This window comes from Pseudomonas sp. 1L-B-1-E-C1, from assembly GCF_057291835.1.
Window position 1 is genome coordinate 15928 of sequence record NZ_JBXAWN010000004.1, and the last position, 18380, is coordinate 34307.

Consider the following 18380-nt stretch of genomic DNA (forward strand, 5'->3'; position numbering starts at 1 on the left):
TCCTACATGGGAATGCGTTCCTGTAGGAGCTGCCGAAGGCTGCGATCTTTTGCTTTGTCAGGCGAAGACGAAATACTTGCGCACGGTCTCGACCACTTCCCACGTGCCTTTCATGCCCGGCTCAACCACGAAGATATCGCCGGCGCGCAGGTGAATCGGCGCCATGCCGTCCGGGGTGATCACGCAGTAGCCTTCCTGGAAATGGCAGTATTCCCACTTCACATAATCGACGCGCCACTTGCCCGGCGTGCAGATCCAGGTGCCCATGATCTTGCTGCCGTCTTCGCTGGTGTAGGCATTGAGGTTGACGGTGTGCGGATCGCCTTCGAGTTTTTCCCACTTGCAGGCATCGAGCACTGGCAGCGGGTGAGTGTCGCGCAGAACGGTGATAGGGGCGGTCGCGGTCATGAGGGACTCCGGGCAAGTGGACTTGAGAATTGAATTCGCACCCTATAGCGCCCGGTTGTCGCTCAGTTGTCTGGGGTCGACATCGGAGTGCTCAGAAACGCGCGTAGCGGTGAGCGCTTGTAACAATGCCTGGGCATAACCCGGCAGCGCGGCGAAGTCTCTTGCGCAGAGCATCAACGTGCGGCGCGCCCACGGCTCATTCAGGGTCACGCACTGAAACCGTTTGAGCGCCGTACGTTCGACAGCGGCCAACGGCACGATGGCCAGTCCGGCGCCTCGGACCACCATGCGCATCGCCCCGTCGAATCCATCGGCGCGAATGCGCACCTGCATCCGTGCGCCGCTGTGCAGCGCCTGTTCTTCCAGATAAATCGCCAGTGCGCTGTCGGCACTCAGTCCGACAAATTCATGCTGTAACGCGTCGCTGAAACTGACCTCGACGGCGTCAGACAACGGGTGATCGAGCGGCAGAATCAGCACCAGCGGATCGTCGCGAAACGCCTGGGTCTGTAGGCCGTTGGTGTCGACCGCGTCGGATACGATGCCCAGATCCGCTGCGCCTTCCCGCAAGGCATGGGTGATCCGCGCGCTAGGCAGTTCCTGCAGATCGATATCGAGATTGCGATGGTTGCGCAGGAAATCCGCGAGTACTTCCGGCAGGTATTCGGTGATCGCCGTGGTGTTGCACAGCAGCCGCACCTGGCCTTTGACGCCTTGCGCATAGTCGGCGAGATCCTGTTGCATGCGTTCGGCTTGTTGCAAAAGGACGCGCGCGTGGCGGGCGAGGGCTTTGCCGGCGGGCGTCGGGGTGACGCCACGGCGGCCGCGCTCGAGGAATTCGGCGCCCAGCGAGGCTTCCATCGCGCGGATTCGAGCGCTGGCGGCGGCGAGGGATAAATGACTGCGCAGGGCACCGGCGGTGATGTTGCCGGTGTCGATGATGTGCAGGTAGAGGCGCAGGTCGGTGAGGTCGAAGTGCATGGGGTTTGCCTCTGCTTTTGGGGTGTCTGGGCTGGCCCTTTCGCGAGCAGGCTCGCTCCCACAGGGACTCATGTACACCGCAGATCCCGTGTGGGAGCGAGCCTGCTCGCGAAGAGTCCAGATGCTTCGAAGCCGATTCCAGCCTCTTGCAAAGAAAGAGGCAGCCTCAGTATATGGCAGATTTTCACCCGCTCCGGATCAGCGCACATTACCCCAATGCACACGCTAACCGACTTCTACCAAAACCTAGGCCCGACCCTGTCTCTGCTGGTCATCGCCACCTTCATCCTCGCCGGCATGGTCAAAGGCGTCATCGGCCTCGGCCTGCCCACCGTTGCCATGGGCCTGCTCGGTCTGGCTATGGCGCCGGCGCAGGCAGCTGCTTTGTTGATTATCCCCGCGACCCTGACCAACCTCTGGCAACTGGCCTTCGGCGGTCATCTGCAAGGATTGATCAAACGCCTCTGGCCTATGCTGCTGATGATCTTTCTCGGCACCGGAATCGGCACCCTGTGCATCGGCATGTCCGGTGGCCATTGGGTGGTGCGCGGACTCGGTGCGGCGCTGTTGCTGTATGCATTGAGCGGGCTGTTTCTGCCGACGCTGCACGTCAACCCGCGCCATGAGCGCTGGCTTGGTCCGCTGTGTGGCCTGATCACCGGCGTCATCACCTCCGCCACCGGCGTCTTCGTGATTCCAGCGGTGCCGTACTTGCAAGCGTTGGGGCTGAGCCGCGATGAATTGGTGCAGGCACTCGGCCTGTCCTTCTCCGTTTCGACCCTGGCGCTGGCGCTCGGGCTGTTCTGGCACGACGCACTCGGCGGTGGCGAATTGAGCGCCTCGCTGCTGGCGCTGATCCCGGCCATGCTCGGCATGTGGCTTGGCCAATGGTTGCGTCAGCGCATCAGTGCTGTGATGTTCAAGCGGGTGTTCTTTATCGGACTGGGCGCGCTCGGCGCCCATTTGCTGATCAGCGGCTAGCCGACGATTCGCTGAGCATGTCGATCGGGCGGATATCGAAATCGCGTTCCAGATACTCCATGCGTTTGGCGAAAAACTCTTTCATGTGCGGCAACGCCGAGTGCACATCCAGAGCTGCCTGGCTTGCCCAGATTTCGTAGAAGATAAACAGCGTCGGATCCTGCTTGTCGCGCAGCATGTGGTACTCGATGCAGCCCGGTTCGGCGCGGCTCGGCTCGACGTAGGCGCGAAACAGTGCTTCGAACTCGGCGGCTTTTTCCGGACGGGTCTTGGCGTGCAGGATGAAACCCTGGCGTTCACTCATCACAACTTCCTCGAATGCAGAAAGCTCCGAATGCTACGGCAACAATGGAATGTTGATTCGTGCGTTTTACTCAAATGTATTTTGCGCTGACATGGCTGTTTCCGCGCGAGGCCGATGGTTAATCTGCCGCCATTCCATTTAATGTTGCCACCAGCCCCAAGGGCTGCGCCGAGGTTTTCCGATGAAAAAAGTCCTGTTGCTCAATGGCGGTAAAAAATTCGCCCACTCCGATGGCCGCTACAACACCACCCTCCACGAAACCGCGCTGAGCGTGCTCGATCGTGGCGGTGTCGACGTCAAGACCACGTTTATCGACGAGGGCTACGACGTTGCTGAAGAAGTGGCGAAATTCCTCTGGGCCGACGTCATCATTTATCAGATGCCGGGCTGGTGGATGGGCGCGCCGTGGACGGTGAAAAAGTACATCGACGAAGTCTTCACCGAAGGCCACGGCAGCCTCTACGCCAGCGACGGTCGCACCCGTTCCGATGCGTCGCAGAAGTACGGCAGTGGCGGTCTGATTCAGGGCAAGCAATACATGCTGTCGCTGACCTGGAACGCGCCGCAGCAAGCCTTCGATGACCCGTCGGATTTCTTCGAAGCCAAAGGCGTGGACGCGGTGTACTTCCCGTTCCACAAGGCCAACGAATTCCTTGGCATGACCGCGTTGCCGACCTTCCTCTGCGTTGACGTGATGAAGCGTCCAAATATCGAGAATGATGTGGTGCGCTATGAGCAGCATCTGACTGAGGTGTTTGGCCTCAAGGCTTGAGGCTTTCAGGCTAATATCGGGGTCACAGCAAAAGATCGCAGCCTTCGGCAGCTCCTACAGTGGGCATGGCGACTGGCTGCGATCTTGGCGATTTCAAAGAGGGAACCCGTGAAAGCCAGATCCGATGAGTTGCAGATTTTCGTCTGCGTGATCGAATGCGGTTCGATTTCCGCCGCCGCCGAGCAGGTCGGGCAGACGCCGTCGGCCGTCAGTCGCACGCTGTCGAAGCTCGAAGCCAAACTCGACACCACACTGATCAACCGCACCACGCGGCGCATGGACCTGACCGAGGAGGGCAAATATTTCTTCGAACAGGCCAAGCTGATTCTCGATCAGATGGACCAACTCGAAGAACGCCTGTCCTCGCGCCAGCAAACCCCGTCCGGACGCCTGCGCATCAACGCCGCCTCGCCGTTCATGCTCCACGCCATCGTTCCCTACATCGACGAATTCCGGCAGTTGTATCCGGACATCCAGCTCGAACTCAACAGCAATGACCTGATCATTGACCTGCTGGAACAAAGCACCGACGTCGCCATCCGCATCGGCACCCTCGCCGATTCGACGTTGCATGCGCGTTCGCTCGGCTGCAGTCCGTTGTTGATCGTCGCCAGCCCTGCTTACCTGAAAAAACACGGCGCGCCCCGGCAGGTCGCAGACTTGAGTGAGCACACGCTGCTCGGCTTCACCCAGAACGAAGGCCTCAACCAGTGGCCGCTGCGCTATGTGCATGGTGATCGCTGGCCGATCACCCCGGCGATCAGCGCCTCCAGCGGCGAGACCGTGCGCCATTTGGTGCTGGAAGGGCAGGGCATCGCTTGTCTGTCGCACTTCATGACCATCGACGATATTCGCGCCGGACGCCTGAAAGTCTTGCTCGGCGAATTCAACAGCGGCTACCGCCAGCCGATCAACGCGGTGTACTACCGCAACTCGCAGCTGGCATTGCGCATTCAGTGCTTCCTCGACTTTATCCAAGGCAAACTCGCCGCCTACGCCAGCGCCGAATTCAAGGGCTGATTCGTGATCCCTGCGCAAGAGTGAATTGGCCGAGGGCGGGTTTTTCGCCGGGGTTCATCGGCCGATACTCGTTGCATCACTTATTCACGCAGGGAGTTTCTCCATGAACGTATTCGTCACCGGCGCGGCCGGTTTTATCGGCGGTTCCATCGCCACCGGTCTGGTGCAGGCCGGGCACAAGGTTACTGGTTTGGTGCGCAGCGCCGAGCAGGCTGACGAGCTCAAAGCGCTGGGCATGAACGCGGTAATCGGCACCCTCGATGACAGCCAATTGCTGGCGGAACAGGCCCGTGCTGCGGATGCGGTGATTAACGCTGCCAGCAGTGATCATCGCGGCGCGGTGGAAGCGTTGCTCGATGCTTTGCGCGGTTCCAATAAAGTCTTTCTGCACACCAGCGGTTCGAGCATCGTCGGCGATGCCTCCGGCGGCAAATCCAGCGATGTCATCTATTACGAAGACAGCCTGCCAGAACCGACTGTCGATAAAGCCGATCGCGTGGCCATCGACAACCTGGTGCTCGCGGCGTCGAAGGATGGCGTGAATTCGGCAGTCATCTGCAACACGCTGATCTACGGCCACAGCCTGGGCGTCAAACGCGACAGCGTGCAACTGCCGCGACTGCTGAAACAGGCGCGCAAAAGCGGCGTGGTACGCCACGTTGGCAGCGGCCAGAACATCTGGTCCAACGTGCACATTGAAGACGTCGTCGCCCTGTATGTGCTGGCGCTGACCAGGAATGTGCCGGGCACTTTCTACTTCGTTGAAAGCGGTGAAGCCTCGTTCATCGACATGACCACCGCCATGGCCGAAGCCCTCAACCTGGGCAAAGCGCAAGACTGGCCGCTGCAAGACGCCGAAGCCGAATGGGGCTACGAAATGGCCAACTACGGCCTCGGCTCCAACAGCCGCGTACGCGGCAAACACGCCCGCGAACTGCTGGGCTGGACGCCGAAGCGCACGTCGGTGGTTGAATGGATTCGTAACGAAATGGTGTGAGTCCAGCGCGCACCGAGTGAAGCCATTCGCGAGCAGGCTCGCTCCCACAGGTTGATTGCGATGTAGCTGGAGGAATGTGATTAAAACTGTAGGAGTGAGCCTGCTCGCGATAGCGTCGTGTCAGGCAAATAGTCCTGCTTTGACCCACCGCAATCGCGAGCAGGCTCACTCCTACAGGTTGACCGCGTTCTGTCTGGAGGAATGCGATCATAAACTGTGGGAGCGAGCCTGCTCGCGAATGCGGTGGGTCAGTCAATGAAGATGTTGGATGTGAAGCCGCCTTCGCGAGCAGGCTCGCTCCCACAAGTTGATTGCGAAGTAGCTGAAGGAATGTGATCAAAAACTGTAGGAGTGAGCCTGCTCGCGATAGCGTGGTGTCAGGCAAATAGTCCTGCTTTGACCCACCGCAATCGCGAGCAGGCTCACTCCTACAGGTTGACCGCGTTCTGCCTCGAGGAATGCGATCAAAAACTGTGGGAGCGAGCCTGCTCGCGAATGCGGCGGGTCAGTCAATGAAGATGTTGCATGTGAAGCCGCCTTCGCGAGCAGGCTCGCTCCCACAGGTTGATTGCGATGTAGCTGGAGGAATGTGATTAAAACTGTAGGAGCGAGCCTGCTCGCGATAGCGTCGTGTCAGGCAAATAGTCCTGCTTTGACCCACCGCGATCGCGAGCAGGCTCACTCCTACAGGTTGGCCGTGTTCTGCCTGAAAGAATGCGATCAAAACTGTGGGAGCGAGCCTGCTCGCGAATGCGGTGGGTCAGTCAATGAAGATGTTGGATGTGAAGCCGCCTTCGCGAGCAGGCTCGCTCCCACAGGTTTATGTGGTGATCTGGAAAGGCATGAAAATCCCGCCCTCCGATTTTCATTAATCACGACAGCGCATACTCACCAGCGACACCTCTTGTCTCTCCACGAAAATTACTTTCATGCGGTTTGAAATCTCTTTCTCGAAATGATTTATGAGTTTCACAACCCATTCGAACGTGACCCTTTCGAGGAGTACCGCATGACGCCTTCCTTCGGCTATTGGCTGCTGGTCTACGCCGCCGTGGCCATCATTGCACTGATCGTGTTGATCGCCCGTTACCGGCTCAATCCGTTCATTGTCATCACCCTGATTTCTCTTGGCTTGGCGCTGGTGGCCGGGATGCCGCCGTCGGCTGTGGTCGGTGCGTATGAGGCGGGCGTCGGCAAGACGTTGGGGCATATTGCGCTGGTGGTGGCATTGGGGACGATGCTCGGCAAGATGATGGCCGAGTCCGGCGGTGCCGAGCAGATGGCGCGCACGCTGATCGACAGATTCGGTGAGAAGAACGCGCACTGGGCGATGGTCTGCATCGCGTTTCTGGTCGGCTTGCCGCTGTTCTTCGAAGTCGGTTTCGTCTTGCTGGTGCCGATCGCCTTCACCGTGGCGCGGCGCGTCGGCGTGTCGATTCTGATGGTCGGTCTGCCGATGGTTGCCGGGCTCTCGGTGGTGCATGCGCTGGTGCCACCGCACCCGGCGGCGATGCTCGCGGTGCAGGCCTATCAGGCCTCGGTCGGGCAGACCTTGCTGTACGCCATCGCGATCGGCATTCCGACGGCGATCATCGCCGGCCCGCTGTACGCCAAATTCATCGTGCCGCGCATTCAATTGCCAGCGGACAACCCGCTGGAAAAGCAATTTCTCGACCGTGAACCGCGCGACAAACTGCCGGGTTTCGGCATTACCATGGCGACCATTCTGCTGCCGGTGGTGCTGATGCTTATCGGCGGCTGGGCCAACCTGATTTCCACTCCCGGCAGCGCGTTCAACCAGTTCCTGTTGTTCATCGGCAACTCGGTGATCGCGCTGCTGCTGGCGACCTTGCTGAGCTTTTGGACGCTGGGCATCGCCCAAGGCTTCAACCGCGAATCGATCCTCAAGTTCACCAACGAATGCCTTGCGCCCACCGCCAGCATCACCTTGCTGGTCGGCGCTGGTGGCGGCTTGAACCGGATTCTGGTGGATGCCGGCGTCACCGATCAGATCGTCGGCCTCGCTCACGAATTTCACCTGTCGCCGCTGATCATGGGCTGGTTGTTCGCTGCGCTGATGCGCGTTGCCACTGGCTCGGCCACCGTGGCGATGACCACCGCGTCCGGCGTGGTCGCGCCGGTGGCCATCGGTCTGGGTTATCCCCACCCTGAGCTTTTGGTGCTGGCGACTGGCGCCGGCTCGGTTATCTTTTCCCACGTCAACGACGGCGGCTTCTGGTTGATCAAGGAATACTTCAACATGACGGTCGCGCAAACGTTCAAGACCTGGACGGTGCTTGAGACGTTGATCTCGCTGGTCGCCTTCGCCCTGACCGTCGGCCTTTCCTACCTGCTGTAACCGGAGCCTGCCGCCCATGGACATCCTCTACCAGATCCGCGCCCGCCAGGATTCCTTCAGCGCCGGCGAGGGGCGCATTGCGCGGTTGATGCTCGACGATGTCGGCTTTGCCGCCAGCGCCAGCCTCGAAGACCTCGCGCAACGGGCCGAGGTCAGCACCGCCACGCTGTCGCGTTTTGCCCGCACGGTTGGCTGCCGCGACCTGCGTGACCTGCGTCTGCAACTGGCCCAGGCCAGCGGCGTTGGCAGCCGTTTTCTCGACCCGGCGGGCACGCCTGAGCAGTCGGCGTTCTACAGGCAAATCGTCGGCGATATCGAAACCACGCTGCGCCAGCATCTGGCCGGTTTCGACGAATCGCGCTTCGCCGACGCAGTGAAATTGCTCAGCCAGGCGCGGATGATTCACGCGTTCGGCATGGGCGGTTGCTCGACCCTGTGCAGCGATGAATTGCAGGTGCGCCTGGTGCGCCTCGGTTACCCGATTGCGGTGTGTCATGACGCGGTGATGATGCGCGTCACCGCCGCCAGTTTGAACGCCGAGCAAGTGCTGATCGTCTGCTCGCTGACCGGCATCACCCCGGAGCTTTTGGAAACCGTGGAGCTGGCGCGCAACTACGGCGCGCGCATCCTCGCCATCACTCGCGGCGATTCACCACTGGCGGAACTGGCCGACGTCGTGCTGCCGCTGCAAGGCGCGGAAACCTCGTTCATCTACAAACCGACGGCGGCGCGCTACGGCATGCTGCTGGCCATCGACGTGCTCGCCACCGAGCTTGCGCTGGCCAGCCCTGAAGACAATCAAGAACGTCTGCGGCGAATCAAACTCGCCCTCGACGAATACCGTGGCGGCGACGATCACCTGCCGCTGGGAGACTGACATGCAGTACGACACCCTCATTCGCAATGCCGTGGTCATCGACGGCAGCAACACGCCGGGCTACCGCGCAGACGTGGCGATTCTCAATGGTCGCGTCGAGCGCATCGGCGATCTGCCTGACGCCCGCGCCACCGAAGAAATCGACGCCGCCGGCCGGGTGCTGGCGCCGGGGTTCATCGACGTGCACACCCACGACGACACCGTAGTCATCCGCCAACCCGAGATGCTGCCCAAGCTTAGCCAAGGCGTGACCACGGTGATTGTTGGCAACTGCGGCATCAGCGCTTCGCCAGTGAGTTTGAAGGGCAATCCGCCGGATCCGATGAACCTGCTCGGCACTGCCGCAGCGTTTGTTTATCCACGTTTCAGCGACTACCGCGCCGCCGTCGAAGCGGCCAACACCACGCTGAACGTTGCGGCACTGGTCGGCCACACCGCGCTGCGCAGCAATCACCTCGACGACTTGTTCCGCACTGCAACGCCCGGCGAAATCGCCGCCATGCGCGAGCAACTGCGCGACAGTCTCGAGGCTGGCGCGTTGGGTTTATCCACCGGCCTGGCCTACGCCAGCGCCTTCAACGCCTCGACCGATGAAGTCATGCAACTGACCGAAGAACTGACGGCGTTCGGCGCGGTGTACACCACCCATCTGCGCAGCGAATTCGCTCCGGTGCTGGAGGCGATGGACGAAGCGTTTCAGATCGGCCGCCACGCGCAGTCACCGGTGATCATTTCCCACCTCAAATGCGCCGGCGTCGGTAACTGGGGGCGCAGTCCGCAATTGCTCGCAGCGCTGGAAGAGGCAGCGAAAACCCATCCGGTCGGCTGCGACTGCTACCCGTACGCGGCGAGTTCCTCGACTCTGGATTTGAAGCAGGTTACCGACGCCCACCGCATCACCATTACCTGGTCAACACCGCATCCGGAAGTCAGCGGGCGCGACCTGATCGACATCGCTGGCGAATGGAAACTGTCGCTGGAAGAAACCGCGAAACGTCTGCAACCGGCCGGGGCGGTGTATTACGGCATGGATGAGGCCGACGTCAGAAGAATCCTCGCCCATCCGCTTTCGATGGTCGGTTCTGACGGACTGCCCGAAGACCCGTTCCCGCATCCGCGCCTGTGGGGCGCTTTCCCACGGGTGCTGGGCCACTTCAGTCGCGACGTCGGCCTGTTTCCGCTGCACACCGCCGTGCACAAGATGACTGGCCTGTCGGCGGCGCGTTTTGGCTTGCAGGAAAGGGGCGAGATTCGTGAGGGACATTGGGCGGATCTGGTGTTGTTCGATCCGGCGACCGTGCGCGACGTGGCCGATTTCAACGATCCGCAACGGGCGGCGCAGGGGATTGACGGGGTGTGGGTCAACGGCGTGTTGAGCTATCGCGACGGGCAGGCGAATGGGTGCAGGGCAGGGCGGTTTCTGGCACGTGAAGGTGATTTGCGCGAAGGGTTTCGTTGAGTCGAATGACGCCAAAAGATCGCAGCCTTCGGCAGCTCCTACAGGAGATCGCATTCCAATGTAGGAGCTGCCGAAGGCTGCGATCTTTTGATCTATGTCTCATAGTGGCACTGTGCAATTAAAGAAAGCCATCAACAAGCCGATTTGCTGACATCCTCCCCGTCTACACTGTGGGGCCAATCAGTCAGGGAGCACCCCATGAGCTTCGGCAAAACCACCCCGATCCTGCGGATCTTCGATGAGGCCAAGGCTGTCGAGTTCTACGTCGATTTTCTCGGTTTCAAGATCGACTGGCAGCATCGCTTCGAAGCGAATTTTCCGCTGTATCTGCAGGTGTCGCGCGGTGAGTGTGTGCTGCATTTGTCCGAGCATCACGGCGATGCCTGCCCGGGTTCGGCGCTGCGTATCGAAACCGATGAGCTGGAGGCGTTTCAGCAGCAGCTGATGGCCAAGGACTATAAGTTTTCCCATCCGCAGATTCAGGCGATGCCTTGGGGGAGTCAGGACATGACGATTGCTGATCCGTTTGGTAATCGGTTGGTGTTTACCAATGCGATCAGTCTTTGAGCTTGGCGCCTGAGATCAAAAGCCCCTCACCCTAGCCCTCTCCCGGAGGGAGAGGGGACCGATTGGGGGATGCTTGAGAGTTACGCCGACCTGAATGTGCTGTGCTGAGTCCAGAATCGAACAGAATGCGTGGCGTTGAATCCATAATCGACTCGGTCTTTCAGGTCGACGGACAGCGCAAAACGTCTCGGTCGGCCCCCTCTCCCTCTGGGAGAGGGCTGGGGTGAGGGCAACCCCTGACACCCCACCAAAACCAGTCCACAAAAAAACCCTCACAAGTCGTCAATCAGTCGGCACCAACCGATCCAGCACCCGATTCACCGCCATCTCCGCGACCATCACAATCTGCGCAATGCCCTGCAACGTCTTGCGTTGCGCGCCGTTCACCAGCCCCGCCTGATCGTTGAGCATCACCGTCGCCGACCCGAGGGTTTCGCAGGCATCGGCCAGCAGCGATTCGTTGTCGGCCTCGGGATTGGCCATGTACAGCGTGTTGGATTTGTAGGGCGGGGCCATGAATTCAGCGCTGGACGTGCCGAGGTAATGATCGAGGGCGCGGTCGGCGGCTTCGTGGAATTTCTTTGAGTCGGCGGATTCGTAGGGGGACGTCGGGTCGGTGGTTGGCGGGTTTGGGGTTACTTTGAACATGGTGACTAACCTCTGTGAGGCCACCATCTCTCCGCCGCTAAGCGAAAGGGTGGCGGCTATGCGCAAGTTAGCGGACCGGTAGTCACCAAAACCCGGCGCACCCGAAGGTGCCATGCGCACAGCCACCATCAAGCGCAGGCGAATGCCCGACTGGATAGACTTGTGCAACCGTGGTGACTAGCCGAGCCGCTAAGCTCGATCACTGAGAAATCAGTGACCGAATCAAGTTACCGGCAGGCCTCCGGAGGCACAAGCCGGCGGATTCTGGCGCAGGCGTAGGCAGCGGCGCAAGGAATTGTGGGTGGTTTCGCGGAATACCTGGCGGTTTTAAACAGTTGTGCCAAGGCGTGTTTAATCGGTGTGGCGAATGACGCCTTCGCGAGCAGGCTCGCTCCCACAGGTGGGCGGCGGTGAGTTCGGAAATGCAGGCAACCGAGAACTGCTGTGGGAGCGAGCCTGCTCGCGAAGAGGCCATCAGCATCACCGACGATTCCGCAACCTAAACTCTCCCGGCGGCATCCCGCGCCAGCTCTTGAACGTGCGATGAAACGAGCGCGGTTCGGTGAAACCCAGATACTGCGCAATGTCCTGAATCGGCAACGTGCTGTTGAGCAAATAATGCTCCGCCAACTCCTGACGCAGCTCATCGAGAATCTGCTGATACGACGTCCCGGCCTGCTGCAATTGCCGCTGCAACGTGCGCACCGACACGCTGAGCTGCTCCGCCACTTGCTCCTTGCGCGGCAGACCTTCCTTGAGCAAACCGCGCAGGATGTTCTTCACCTGCTGCGCCAGCGACGCCTCTTCCAGAGTCGCCAGCAAACCCATCGCGTGTTCTTCCAGGGTTCGCAGCAATTGCGCATCGGCCTGGCGCAACGGCAACTGCAAATACGCCAGCGGCACCACCAGCGCCGAATACGCCTGATCGAACCGCACCGGGCAACCGAAAAACGCCTCGTACTCGGCCAGCGTCACCTCATCCGGCCGCGCATGCTCCAGCCATACGCAGGCCGGCGACAGCTGCGTGTCGGCGATCCAGCGCGCGTAGTGCAGCCACGAACCGAGCACGTTTTCCACCAGATGCCGACGAATCCGTGGCCGCTGGTAACGGCAGGTCCAGATCAGATGCACGTGTTCGCCCTGCACCTCGGCGCGGCTGACGCCCATGTCGCCGACGAGTTTTTCGAACGGCATGATCCGGCTCATCGCATCGCCCAGCGTCGCGCAATTCATGGTGATGTAACCGAGGACGCTCCATGAATTGGGCAGGACGAAATTCGCCGCATGCAGCCCGAACAAGCCATCGCCCGAGTGCTCGCAGAAGTAATCCAGCAAGCGCTCGTGAACCTCGCCCGGCAGGCGCAAGGTGTTGTCGCTCAACTGCTGCGCCTGCAACCCGGCCGCCGCCAACGCAGGCTCGATGGCCATGCCCAACTGTTCGGCATGGCGCAGGTATTTGAGCAGCGGCGGAACGGAAGTGAAGCCGAGCGATGGCATGGTCGCGGTCCTTTGATCGACGGCGCGTGAGCGAATGAATGGCGCAAGGTAAGTGGATTGCCCGGAGAAAGTAAATGCCCGGACGTTTGGCGCCATTCGCTACAGGATCTGGCCGGATGCGACCGTGACAGATCCCCAGCGCTGACTAGTATGCAAGCTTGATCCGACGGCAAAAAAAGGACACACGCATGCGACGCTGGAACGGCTGGGGAGAGGCAGGCACGGTGGTCGAACTGCCGGCCCAGGGCGCGACATTTCTCCACGAACGCTTGGGCGCTGGCCGCGCTTTGCCCGATGCGACATTGGCAGCGGCATTGGCGCAAGTGCCGAGCTCGCGCCTGGTGCCTCATCACTTGTACAGCGTCGATACTCACGATCGCCTGCTGCACGCGCGCGGCCAGAGCCTGCCGGACTGGCTGGCGTTGCGCGAAGGCGCGCTGGGCACGTATCCCGATGCCGTGGCGTTTCCGGAAACCGCCGAGCAAATCCGCCAATTGCTGGCGCTCGCCCATGATCAGGATCTGTGCCTGATTCCCTACGGTGGCGGCACGTCAGTGGCCGGACACATCAATCCGCCGACATCCGCGCGCCCGGTGCTGACGGTGTCGCTGGCGCGGATGAATCGCCTGACCGACCTCGACGAACAGAGCCTGCTGGCGACATTCGGCCCCGGCGCCAGCGGGCCGCAAGTGGAAAGCCAATTGCGCGCGCGCGGCTACACGCTGGGGCATTTTCCGCAGTCGTGGGAGCTGTCGACGCTGGGCGGTTGGGTGGCCAGTCGTTCCAGCGGCCAGCAGTCGTTGCGCTACGGGCGGATCGAGCAATTGTTCGCTGGCGGCACCCTGGAAACGTTCGCCGGGCCTCTGCAGATTCCGACGTTCCCGGCGTCGGCGGCAGGTCCCGATCTGCGTGAAATGGTGCTCGGTTGCGAAGGCCGTTTCGGGATCATTTCCGAGGTCAAGGTGCGGGTCAGTGCGTTGCCGGCGGACGAACGTTTCTACGGCGTGTTTCTGCCCGACTGGCCGCAGGCGCTGCAAGCGATCCGGCAACTGGCGCAGGCGCGCGTGCCGCTGTCGATGCTGCGCCTGTCGAACGCGGTGGAAACCGAAACGCAACTGGCGCTGGCCAGTCATCCGCAGCAGATCGCCTGGCTGGAGAAGTACCTCAAGCTGCGCGGTGCCGGCGACGGCAAATGCCTGCTGACTTTCGGCGTCACCGGCAATCGCCAGCAAAACGCACTGTCGCTGAAACAGGCGCGCGCGCATCTGAAAGCCTTCGGCGGCGCGTTCACCGGCACGCTGCTGGGCAAGAAGTGGGCGCAGAACCGCTTCCGTTTTCCCTACCTGCGCGAGAACCTGTGGAACGCCGGTTACGTGGTCGACACCCTCGAAACCGCCACCGACTGGAGCAACGTCGACCACTTGCTCAGCCTTATCGAAAACAGCCTGCGCGACGCCTTGGCCGCCGAGGGCGAACGCGTGCATGTCTTCACCCATCTCTCGCACGTCTACGGCGAGGGCTCAAGCATCTACACCACCTATGTGTTTCGCCCGGCGGCGGACTATGCCGCAACGCTGGCGCGATGGCGGGTGCTCAAACACGCGGCCAGCCAGACCATCGTCGACAACCACGGCACGATCAGTCATCAGCACGGCGTCGGCAAGGATCACGCGCCGTATCTGCTACGGGAAAAAGGCCCGCTGGCGATGCAGACGTTGCAGGCGCTGAGCGAACATTTCGACCCGGAAGGGCGCCTCAACCCGGGCACGCTGTTGCCAGAGTCGCGGCCATGACGGCGAACTGGAACGCGCAATGGCGCGAGCAGATGTTGCCGACACTGGCGGATGACACCTGGGACCTGATCGTCATCGGCGGCGGCATCAGCGGCGCCGGAATTGTCCGCGAAGCCGCGCGCCGAGGCTGGCGTTGTCTGCTGCTGGAACAGCGCGATTTTGCCTGGGGCACCTCCAGCCGATCATCGAAAATGGTCCACGGCGGTTTGCGTTACATCGCCACGGGCCAGTGGCGCCTGACCCGCGATTCGGTGCGCGAGCGCCAGCGCCTGCTCGACGAGGCGCCGGGGCTGGTCGAGCCGATGAGTTTCATGATGCCGCACTATCGCGGCGGCTTTCCCGGGCCGCGCGTCATGGACGGCTTGCTCTCGGTTTACGACGCGCTGGCGGGGCGGCGCAACCATGCTTTTCATGACGCGCAGCAACTGCGTTTTCTCGCCCCGGGGTTGAAGGAAAACGGCTTGCTCGGCGGCAGCTGTTTTGTCGATGCACTGACCGATGACGCGCGGCTGGTGATGCGCGTACTGCGCGAGGCCCGGGCCGATGGCGCGGTGATAATCAATGCTGTGCGGGTCACGCAACTGCTGCGTGAAGGCGGGCGCGTGTGCGGGGTTCAGATCGAAGATGGCGAGGGCGGCGCCACCCTGCAATTGCGCTCCGCTGTGTTGGCCGTGGCCACAGGCGCGTGGGCTGAGCGTTTGCGTCCCGCTGAAGCTGTGAAGCAATTGCGCCCGTTGCGCGGTAGTCATCTGTTGCTGCCGGGCTGGCGCTTGCCGGTGGCGCAGGCGTTCACTTTTCTGCATGAGCGCGACCGGCGCCCGGTGTTTGTTTTTCCTTGGGAAGGCGCGACGGTGGTCGGCACCACGGACCTCGATCACCGCGACGATCTCGACCAGAGCGCGCGCATTTCCAGCGAAGAACTCGACTACCTGCTCGCCGCGTGCCAGCAGCAATTTCCCGGCGCCGAAGTAGGCGTCGATGATGTGCTGTCGACCTGGTCAGGGGTGCGTCCAGTGGTCGGCAGCGCGGCGGGTGCGCATCAAGACAAACCATCGAATGAAACCCGCGAACATGTGCTGTGGCAGGAGCCCGGTTGCGTGACGTTGGCCGGTGGCAAACTGACCACATTTCGACCGCAAGCGATCGAAGTGCTCAAAGCTTGTGCGGTGATGCTTGGGCGTTCTTTTGTAGATGACGGCGCGCCGGTATTCGCCGCTGTGCCGCCGCTGAGCATTTCAGGACTGAGCACACATCAATGGCGACGCCTGGCCGGGCGTCACGGTCAAGACCTGCCAAGGCTGGCGCAATTGCTCGGCGAACTCGGTCTGGAAACGGTTGGTGCCAGCGATACGTTGTGGGCAGAACTGGCGTTCGCCTGCGAGGCGGAAATGATTCTGCACCTGGATGATTTGCTGCTGCGCCGCACCCGTTTGGGCCTGTTGCTGCCGCGCGGTGGCGAGGATTATTTGCCTGCGATTCGCACGCTGTGCCAGCCACGATTGGCCTGGGATGATGAGCGCTGGCAGGCGGAAATCCAGCGCTATCGTTTGCTTTGGCTGCGCGATCACGGCTTGCCGGAGATCACGCCATGAAATACCTATTGGCGATCGACAACGGCACTCAGAGCGTGCGCGCATTGCTCTTCGATCTGCAGGGCAATCTGCTCGGCAAAGGCAAAGTCGATCTGCAGGCGTACTACTCGACGCAACCCGGTTGGGCCGAGCAGGACCCGGAGTATTACTGGACGAAACTCGGCGAGGCCTGTCAGCAACTCTGGCAGCAGACCAGCATCGATCGTGCGCAGATTGCCGGCGTGTCCCTGACCACCCAGCGCGGCACCGTGATCAATGTCGATGCCAACGGCAAACCGCTGCGCCCTGCGATTGTCTGGCTCGATCAACGTCAGACTGAAGTCGAGGGCGGCATCAAAGGGCCGTGGGGCTGGCTGTTCAAATTGGTCGGCGCCAAGGCAACGGTGGATTATTTTCGCGCCCAGGCCGAGGCCAACTGGATCGCCCGGCATCAGCCCGATGTGTGGGCGACGACTGACAAATTTCTCCTGCTCTCGGGCTTTCTTACCCATCGCCTGTGCGGGCGCTTCGTTGATTCCGTGGGCTGCTGCGTCGGCTATCTGCCCTTCGACTTCAAACGCCTGAAATGGGCGGCCCCGCGTGACTGGAAATGGCAGGCACTGGCGGTGCGCCCGGAGCAGTTGCCGACCCTGCACAAGCCCGGTGAAACCCTTGGCTACATCAGCGCTGAAGCCGCCAGCCACACCGGCATTCCTGAAGGCCTGCCGTTGATTGCTGCGGGGGCGGACAAGGCCTGCGAAGTGATCGGCTCCGGCGTGGTCGATGCGAGCACCGTGTGCCTGTCCTACGGCACCACCGCGACCATCACCAGCACGCGTTCACGCTACCTGGAAATCATCCCGCTGATCCCGCCGTACCCCTCGGCCGTGCCCGATCAGTACAACTGCGAAGTGATGATCTATCGCGGCTACTGGATGGTCAGCTGGTTCAAGAACCAGTTCGGCCTGCGCGAAATGCAACAGGCAAAAGCGCAGGGCATCGAACCGGAGCAACTGTTCGACGCACTGGTCGACGAAGTGCCGCCGGGCTCGATGGGCCTGATGCTGCAACCCTACTGGTCGCCGGGCATCCGCGAACCGGGCGTGGAAGCCAAAGGCGCGATGATCGGCTTCGGCGACGTACACACACGCGCGCACATCTACCGCGCGATTCTCGAAGGCCTGGCCTACGCGCTGCGCCAAGGCATGGAGAATATCGAGCGACGCTCAAAGGTCTCGATCAAACGCCTGCGCGTCGCCGGCGGCGGCTCGCAAAGCGACGCCGCCATGCAACTGACCGCCAACATCTTCGGCCTGCCGGCCGAGCGTCCGCATGTGTATGAAGCATCTGGTCTGGGGGCGGCGATTTGTTGTGCGGTAGGGTTGGGATTGCACAAGGATTTTTCCACGGCCATTGCGGCGATGACTCGGGTTGGCGCGGTCTTTAACCCACAACCCGAGGCGCAGGAGATTTACCAGCAACTGTACAAAGACGTTTACCTGCGCATGTACCGCCAACTCAAACCGCTGTATCAAAGCATCCGCAAAATCACCGGGTACCCCGCGTAAAAAGCACACCACAAATCCCCTGTAGGAGTGAGCCTGCTCGCGATAGCGGTGTTTCAGTCAGCCTGTCTTTTACTGACACACCGCTATCGCGAGCAGGCTCACTCCTACAGGGATTTTCGGTGAGCTCAAAATCCGGTGAGTCACACAAATCCAAATTTGGGAGCGAGCTTGCTCGCGAAGGCGGAGTGTCAGGCAATGTTGATTTGACTGACCCACCGCTTTCGCGAGCAGGCTCGCTCCCACAGGGATTATGCGACGGGATCAAAATCCAGCGTGGCACACAAATCCAATGTGGGAGCGAGCTTGCTCGCGAAGGCGGAGTGTCAGGCAATGTTGATTTGACTGACCCACCGCTTTCGCGAGCAGGCTCGCTCCCACAGGGATTATGCGACGGGATCAAAATCCAGCGTGGCACGCAAATCCAATGTGGGAGCGAGCTTGCTCGCGAAGGCGGAGTGTCAGACAACGTTGATTTGGTTGATCCACCGCCATCGCGAGCAGGCTCACTCCTACACGGTTTCCGAGGTGTTCACAGATTTTGTGTTCGACCTGGGACCTGTAGGAGTGAGCTTGCTCGC

Annotated in this window: 16 protein-coding genes; 11 read left to right on the top strand and 5 right to left on the bottom strand. The window is 61.2% G+C overall.

The features are described from left to right. Window positions 1-57: 57 nt before the first annotated feature. Window positions 58-408, bottom strand: coding sequence for a cupin domain-containing protein (locus AC0Z4S_RS08365; protein WP_016770579.1), 351 nt, complete (start codon window positions 406-408; stop codon window positions 58-60). Window positions 409-450: 42 nt separating this feature from the next. After that, a complete protein-coding gene (locus AC0Z4S_RS08370; RefSeq protein WP_485622659.1) occupies window positions 451-1389 on the bottom strand; it encodes a LysR substrate-binding domain-containing protein in 939 nt (312 codons plus the stop codon). Between the two features lie 216 nt (window positions 1390-1605). Between AC0Z4S_RS08370 and AC0Z4S_RS08375 the strand changes: the two genes are divergently transcribed. Beyond that, entirely contained in the window at window positions 1606-2370 is a 765-nt protein-coding gene (locus tag AC0Z4S_RS08375) for a sulfite exporter TauE/SafE family protein (protein WP_485622660.1), read from the top strand. Here AC0Z4S_RS08375 and AC0Z4S_RS08380 read toward each other — a convergent pair. Beyond that, the gene (locus AC0Z4S_RS08380; RefSeq protein ID WP_485622661.1) at window positions 2360-2674 is read right to left on the bottom strand and encodes a putative quinol monooxygenase; all 315 of its coding nucleotides are present in this window, start codon (window positions 2672-2674) and stop codon (window positions 2360-2362) included. The two genes, AC0Z4S_RS08375 and AC0Z4S_RS08380, sit on opposite strands and share 11 nt — an antisense overlap. 181 nt (window positions 2675-2855) lie before the next feature. On the opposite strand from AC0Z4S_RS08380, the gene mdaB reads away from it, so the two are divergent. The 7 genes from mdaB (at window position 2856) to AC0Z4S_RS08415 (ending at window position 10725) form a co-directional block, all read left to right on the top strand. Then, window positions 2856-3446 carry an NADPH:quinone oxidoreductase MdaB gene (gene mdaB / locus AC0Z4S_RS08385; RefSeq protein ID WP_325719723.1) on the top strand — a complete coding sequence of 197 codons (591 nt, stop codon included), beginning with the start codon at window positions 2856-2858 and terminating at the stop codon, window positions 3444-3446. A 108-nt stretch (window positions 3447-3554) separates the two neighbouring features. Beyond that, on the top strand, window positions 3555-4466 hold the full coding sequence (locus AC0Z4S_RS08390) for a LysR family transcriptional regulator (RefSeq protein WP_329515760.1): 912 nt from the start codon (window positions 3555-3557) through the stop codon (window positions 4464-4466). 103 nt (window positions 4467-4569) lie between these two features. Then, on the top strand, window positions 4570-5463 hold the full coding sequence (locus tag AC0Z4S_RS08395) for an NAD-dependent epimerase/dehydratase family protein (protein ID WP_485622662.1): 894 nt from the start codon (window positions 4570-4572) through the stop codon (window positions 5461-5463). Between the two features lie 1009 nt (window positions 5464-6472). Further along, window positions 6473-7822, top strand: coding sequence for a GntP family permease (locus tag AC0Z4S_RS08400; protein WP_460094243.1), 1350 nt, complete (start codon window positions 6473-6475; stop codon window positions 7820-7822). A 16-nt stretch (window positions 7823-7838) separates the two neighbouring features. Continuing rightward, window positions 7839-8699, top strand: a complete 861-nt coding sequence (locus tag AC0Z4S_RS08405; RefSeq protein WP_485622663.1) for a MurR/RpiR family transcriptional regulator — start codon at window positions 7839-7841, stop codon at window positions 8697-8699. A 1-nt stretch (window position 8700) separates the two neighbouring features. Next, window positions 8701-10158 carry an N-acyl-D-amino-acid deacylase family protein gene (locus AC0Z4S_RS08410; RefSeq protein ID WP_485622664.1) on the top strand — a complete coding sequence of 486 codons (1458 nt, stop codon included), beginning with the start codon at window positions 8701-8703 and terminating at the stop codon, window positions 10156-10158. A 198-nt stretch (window positions 10159-10356) separates the two neighbouring features. Further along, window positions 10357-10725: a glyoxalase superfamily protein gene (locus tag AC0Z4S_RS08415; RefSeq protein ID WP_016771789.1), complete on the top strand. Its 369-nt coding sequence runs from the start codon at window positions 10357-10359 to the stop codon at window positions 10723-10725. 282 nt (window positions 10726-11007) lie between these two features. On the opposite strand, the gene AC0Z4S_RS08420 is transcribed toward AC0Z4S_RS08415, so the two are convergent. Beyond that, window positions 11008-11373, bottom strand: a complete 366-nt coding sequence (locus AC0Z4S_RS08420; RefSeq protein ID WP_485622665.1) for a DUF6124 family protein — start codon at window positions 11371-11373, stop codon at window positions 11008-11010. 480 nt (window positions 11374-11853) lie between these two features. Then, window positions 11854-12870, bottom strand: a complete 1017-nt coding sequence (gene gliR / locus AC0Z4S_RS08425) for an AraC family transcriptional regulator GliR (protein ID WP_485622666.1) — start codon at window positions 12868-12870, stop codon at window positions 11854-11856. 188 nt (window positions 12871-13058) lie between these two features. Here gliR and AC0Z4S_RS08430 point away from each other — a divergent pair, with 188 nt between their 5' ends. The 3 genes from AC0Z4S_RS08430 to AC0Z4S_RS08440 are packed head-to-tail and all read left to right on the top strand — an operon-like array spanning window position 13059 to window position 17802. Then, a complete protein-coding gene (locus tag AC0Z4S_RS08430) occupies window positions 13059-14663 on the top strand; it encodes an FAD-binding oxidoreductase (RefSeq protein WP_485622667.1) in 1605 nt (534 codons plus the stop codon). Then, window positions 14660-16255, top strand: a complete 1596-nt coding sequence (locus AC0Z4S_RS08435; protein ID WP_485622668.1) for a glycerol-3-phosphate dehydrogenase/oxidase — start codon at window positions 14660-14662, stop codon at window positions 16253-16255. Before AC0Z4S_RS08430 ends, AC0Z4S_RS08435 begins: the two co-directional genes overlap by 4 nt. Continuing rightward, window positions 16252-17802 carry an FGGY-family carbohydrate kinase gene (locus AC0Z4S_RS08440; RefSeq protein WP_485622669.1) on the top strand — a complete coding sequence of 517 codons (1551 nt, stop codon included), beginning with the start codon at window positions 16252-16254 and terminating at the stop codon, window positions 17800-17802. The genes AC0Z4S_RS08435 and AC0Z4S_RS08440 overlap by 4 nt, the downstream gene beginning before the upstream one ends. Window positions 17803-18380: the final 578 nt, after the last annotated feature.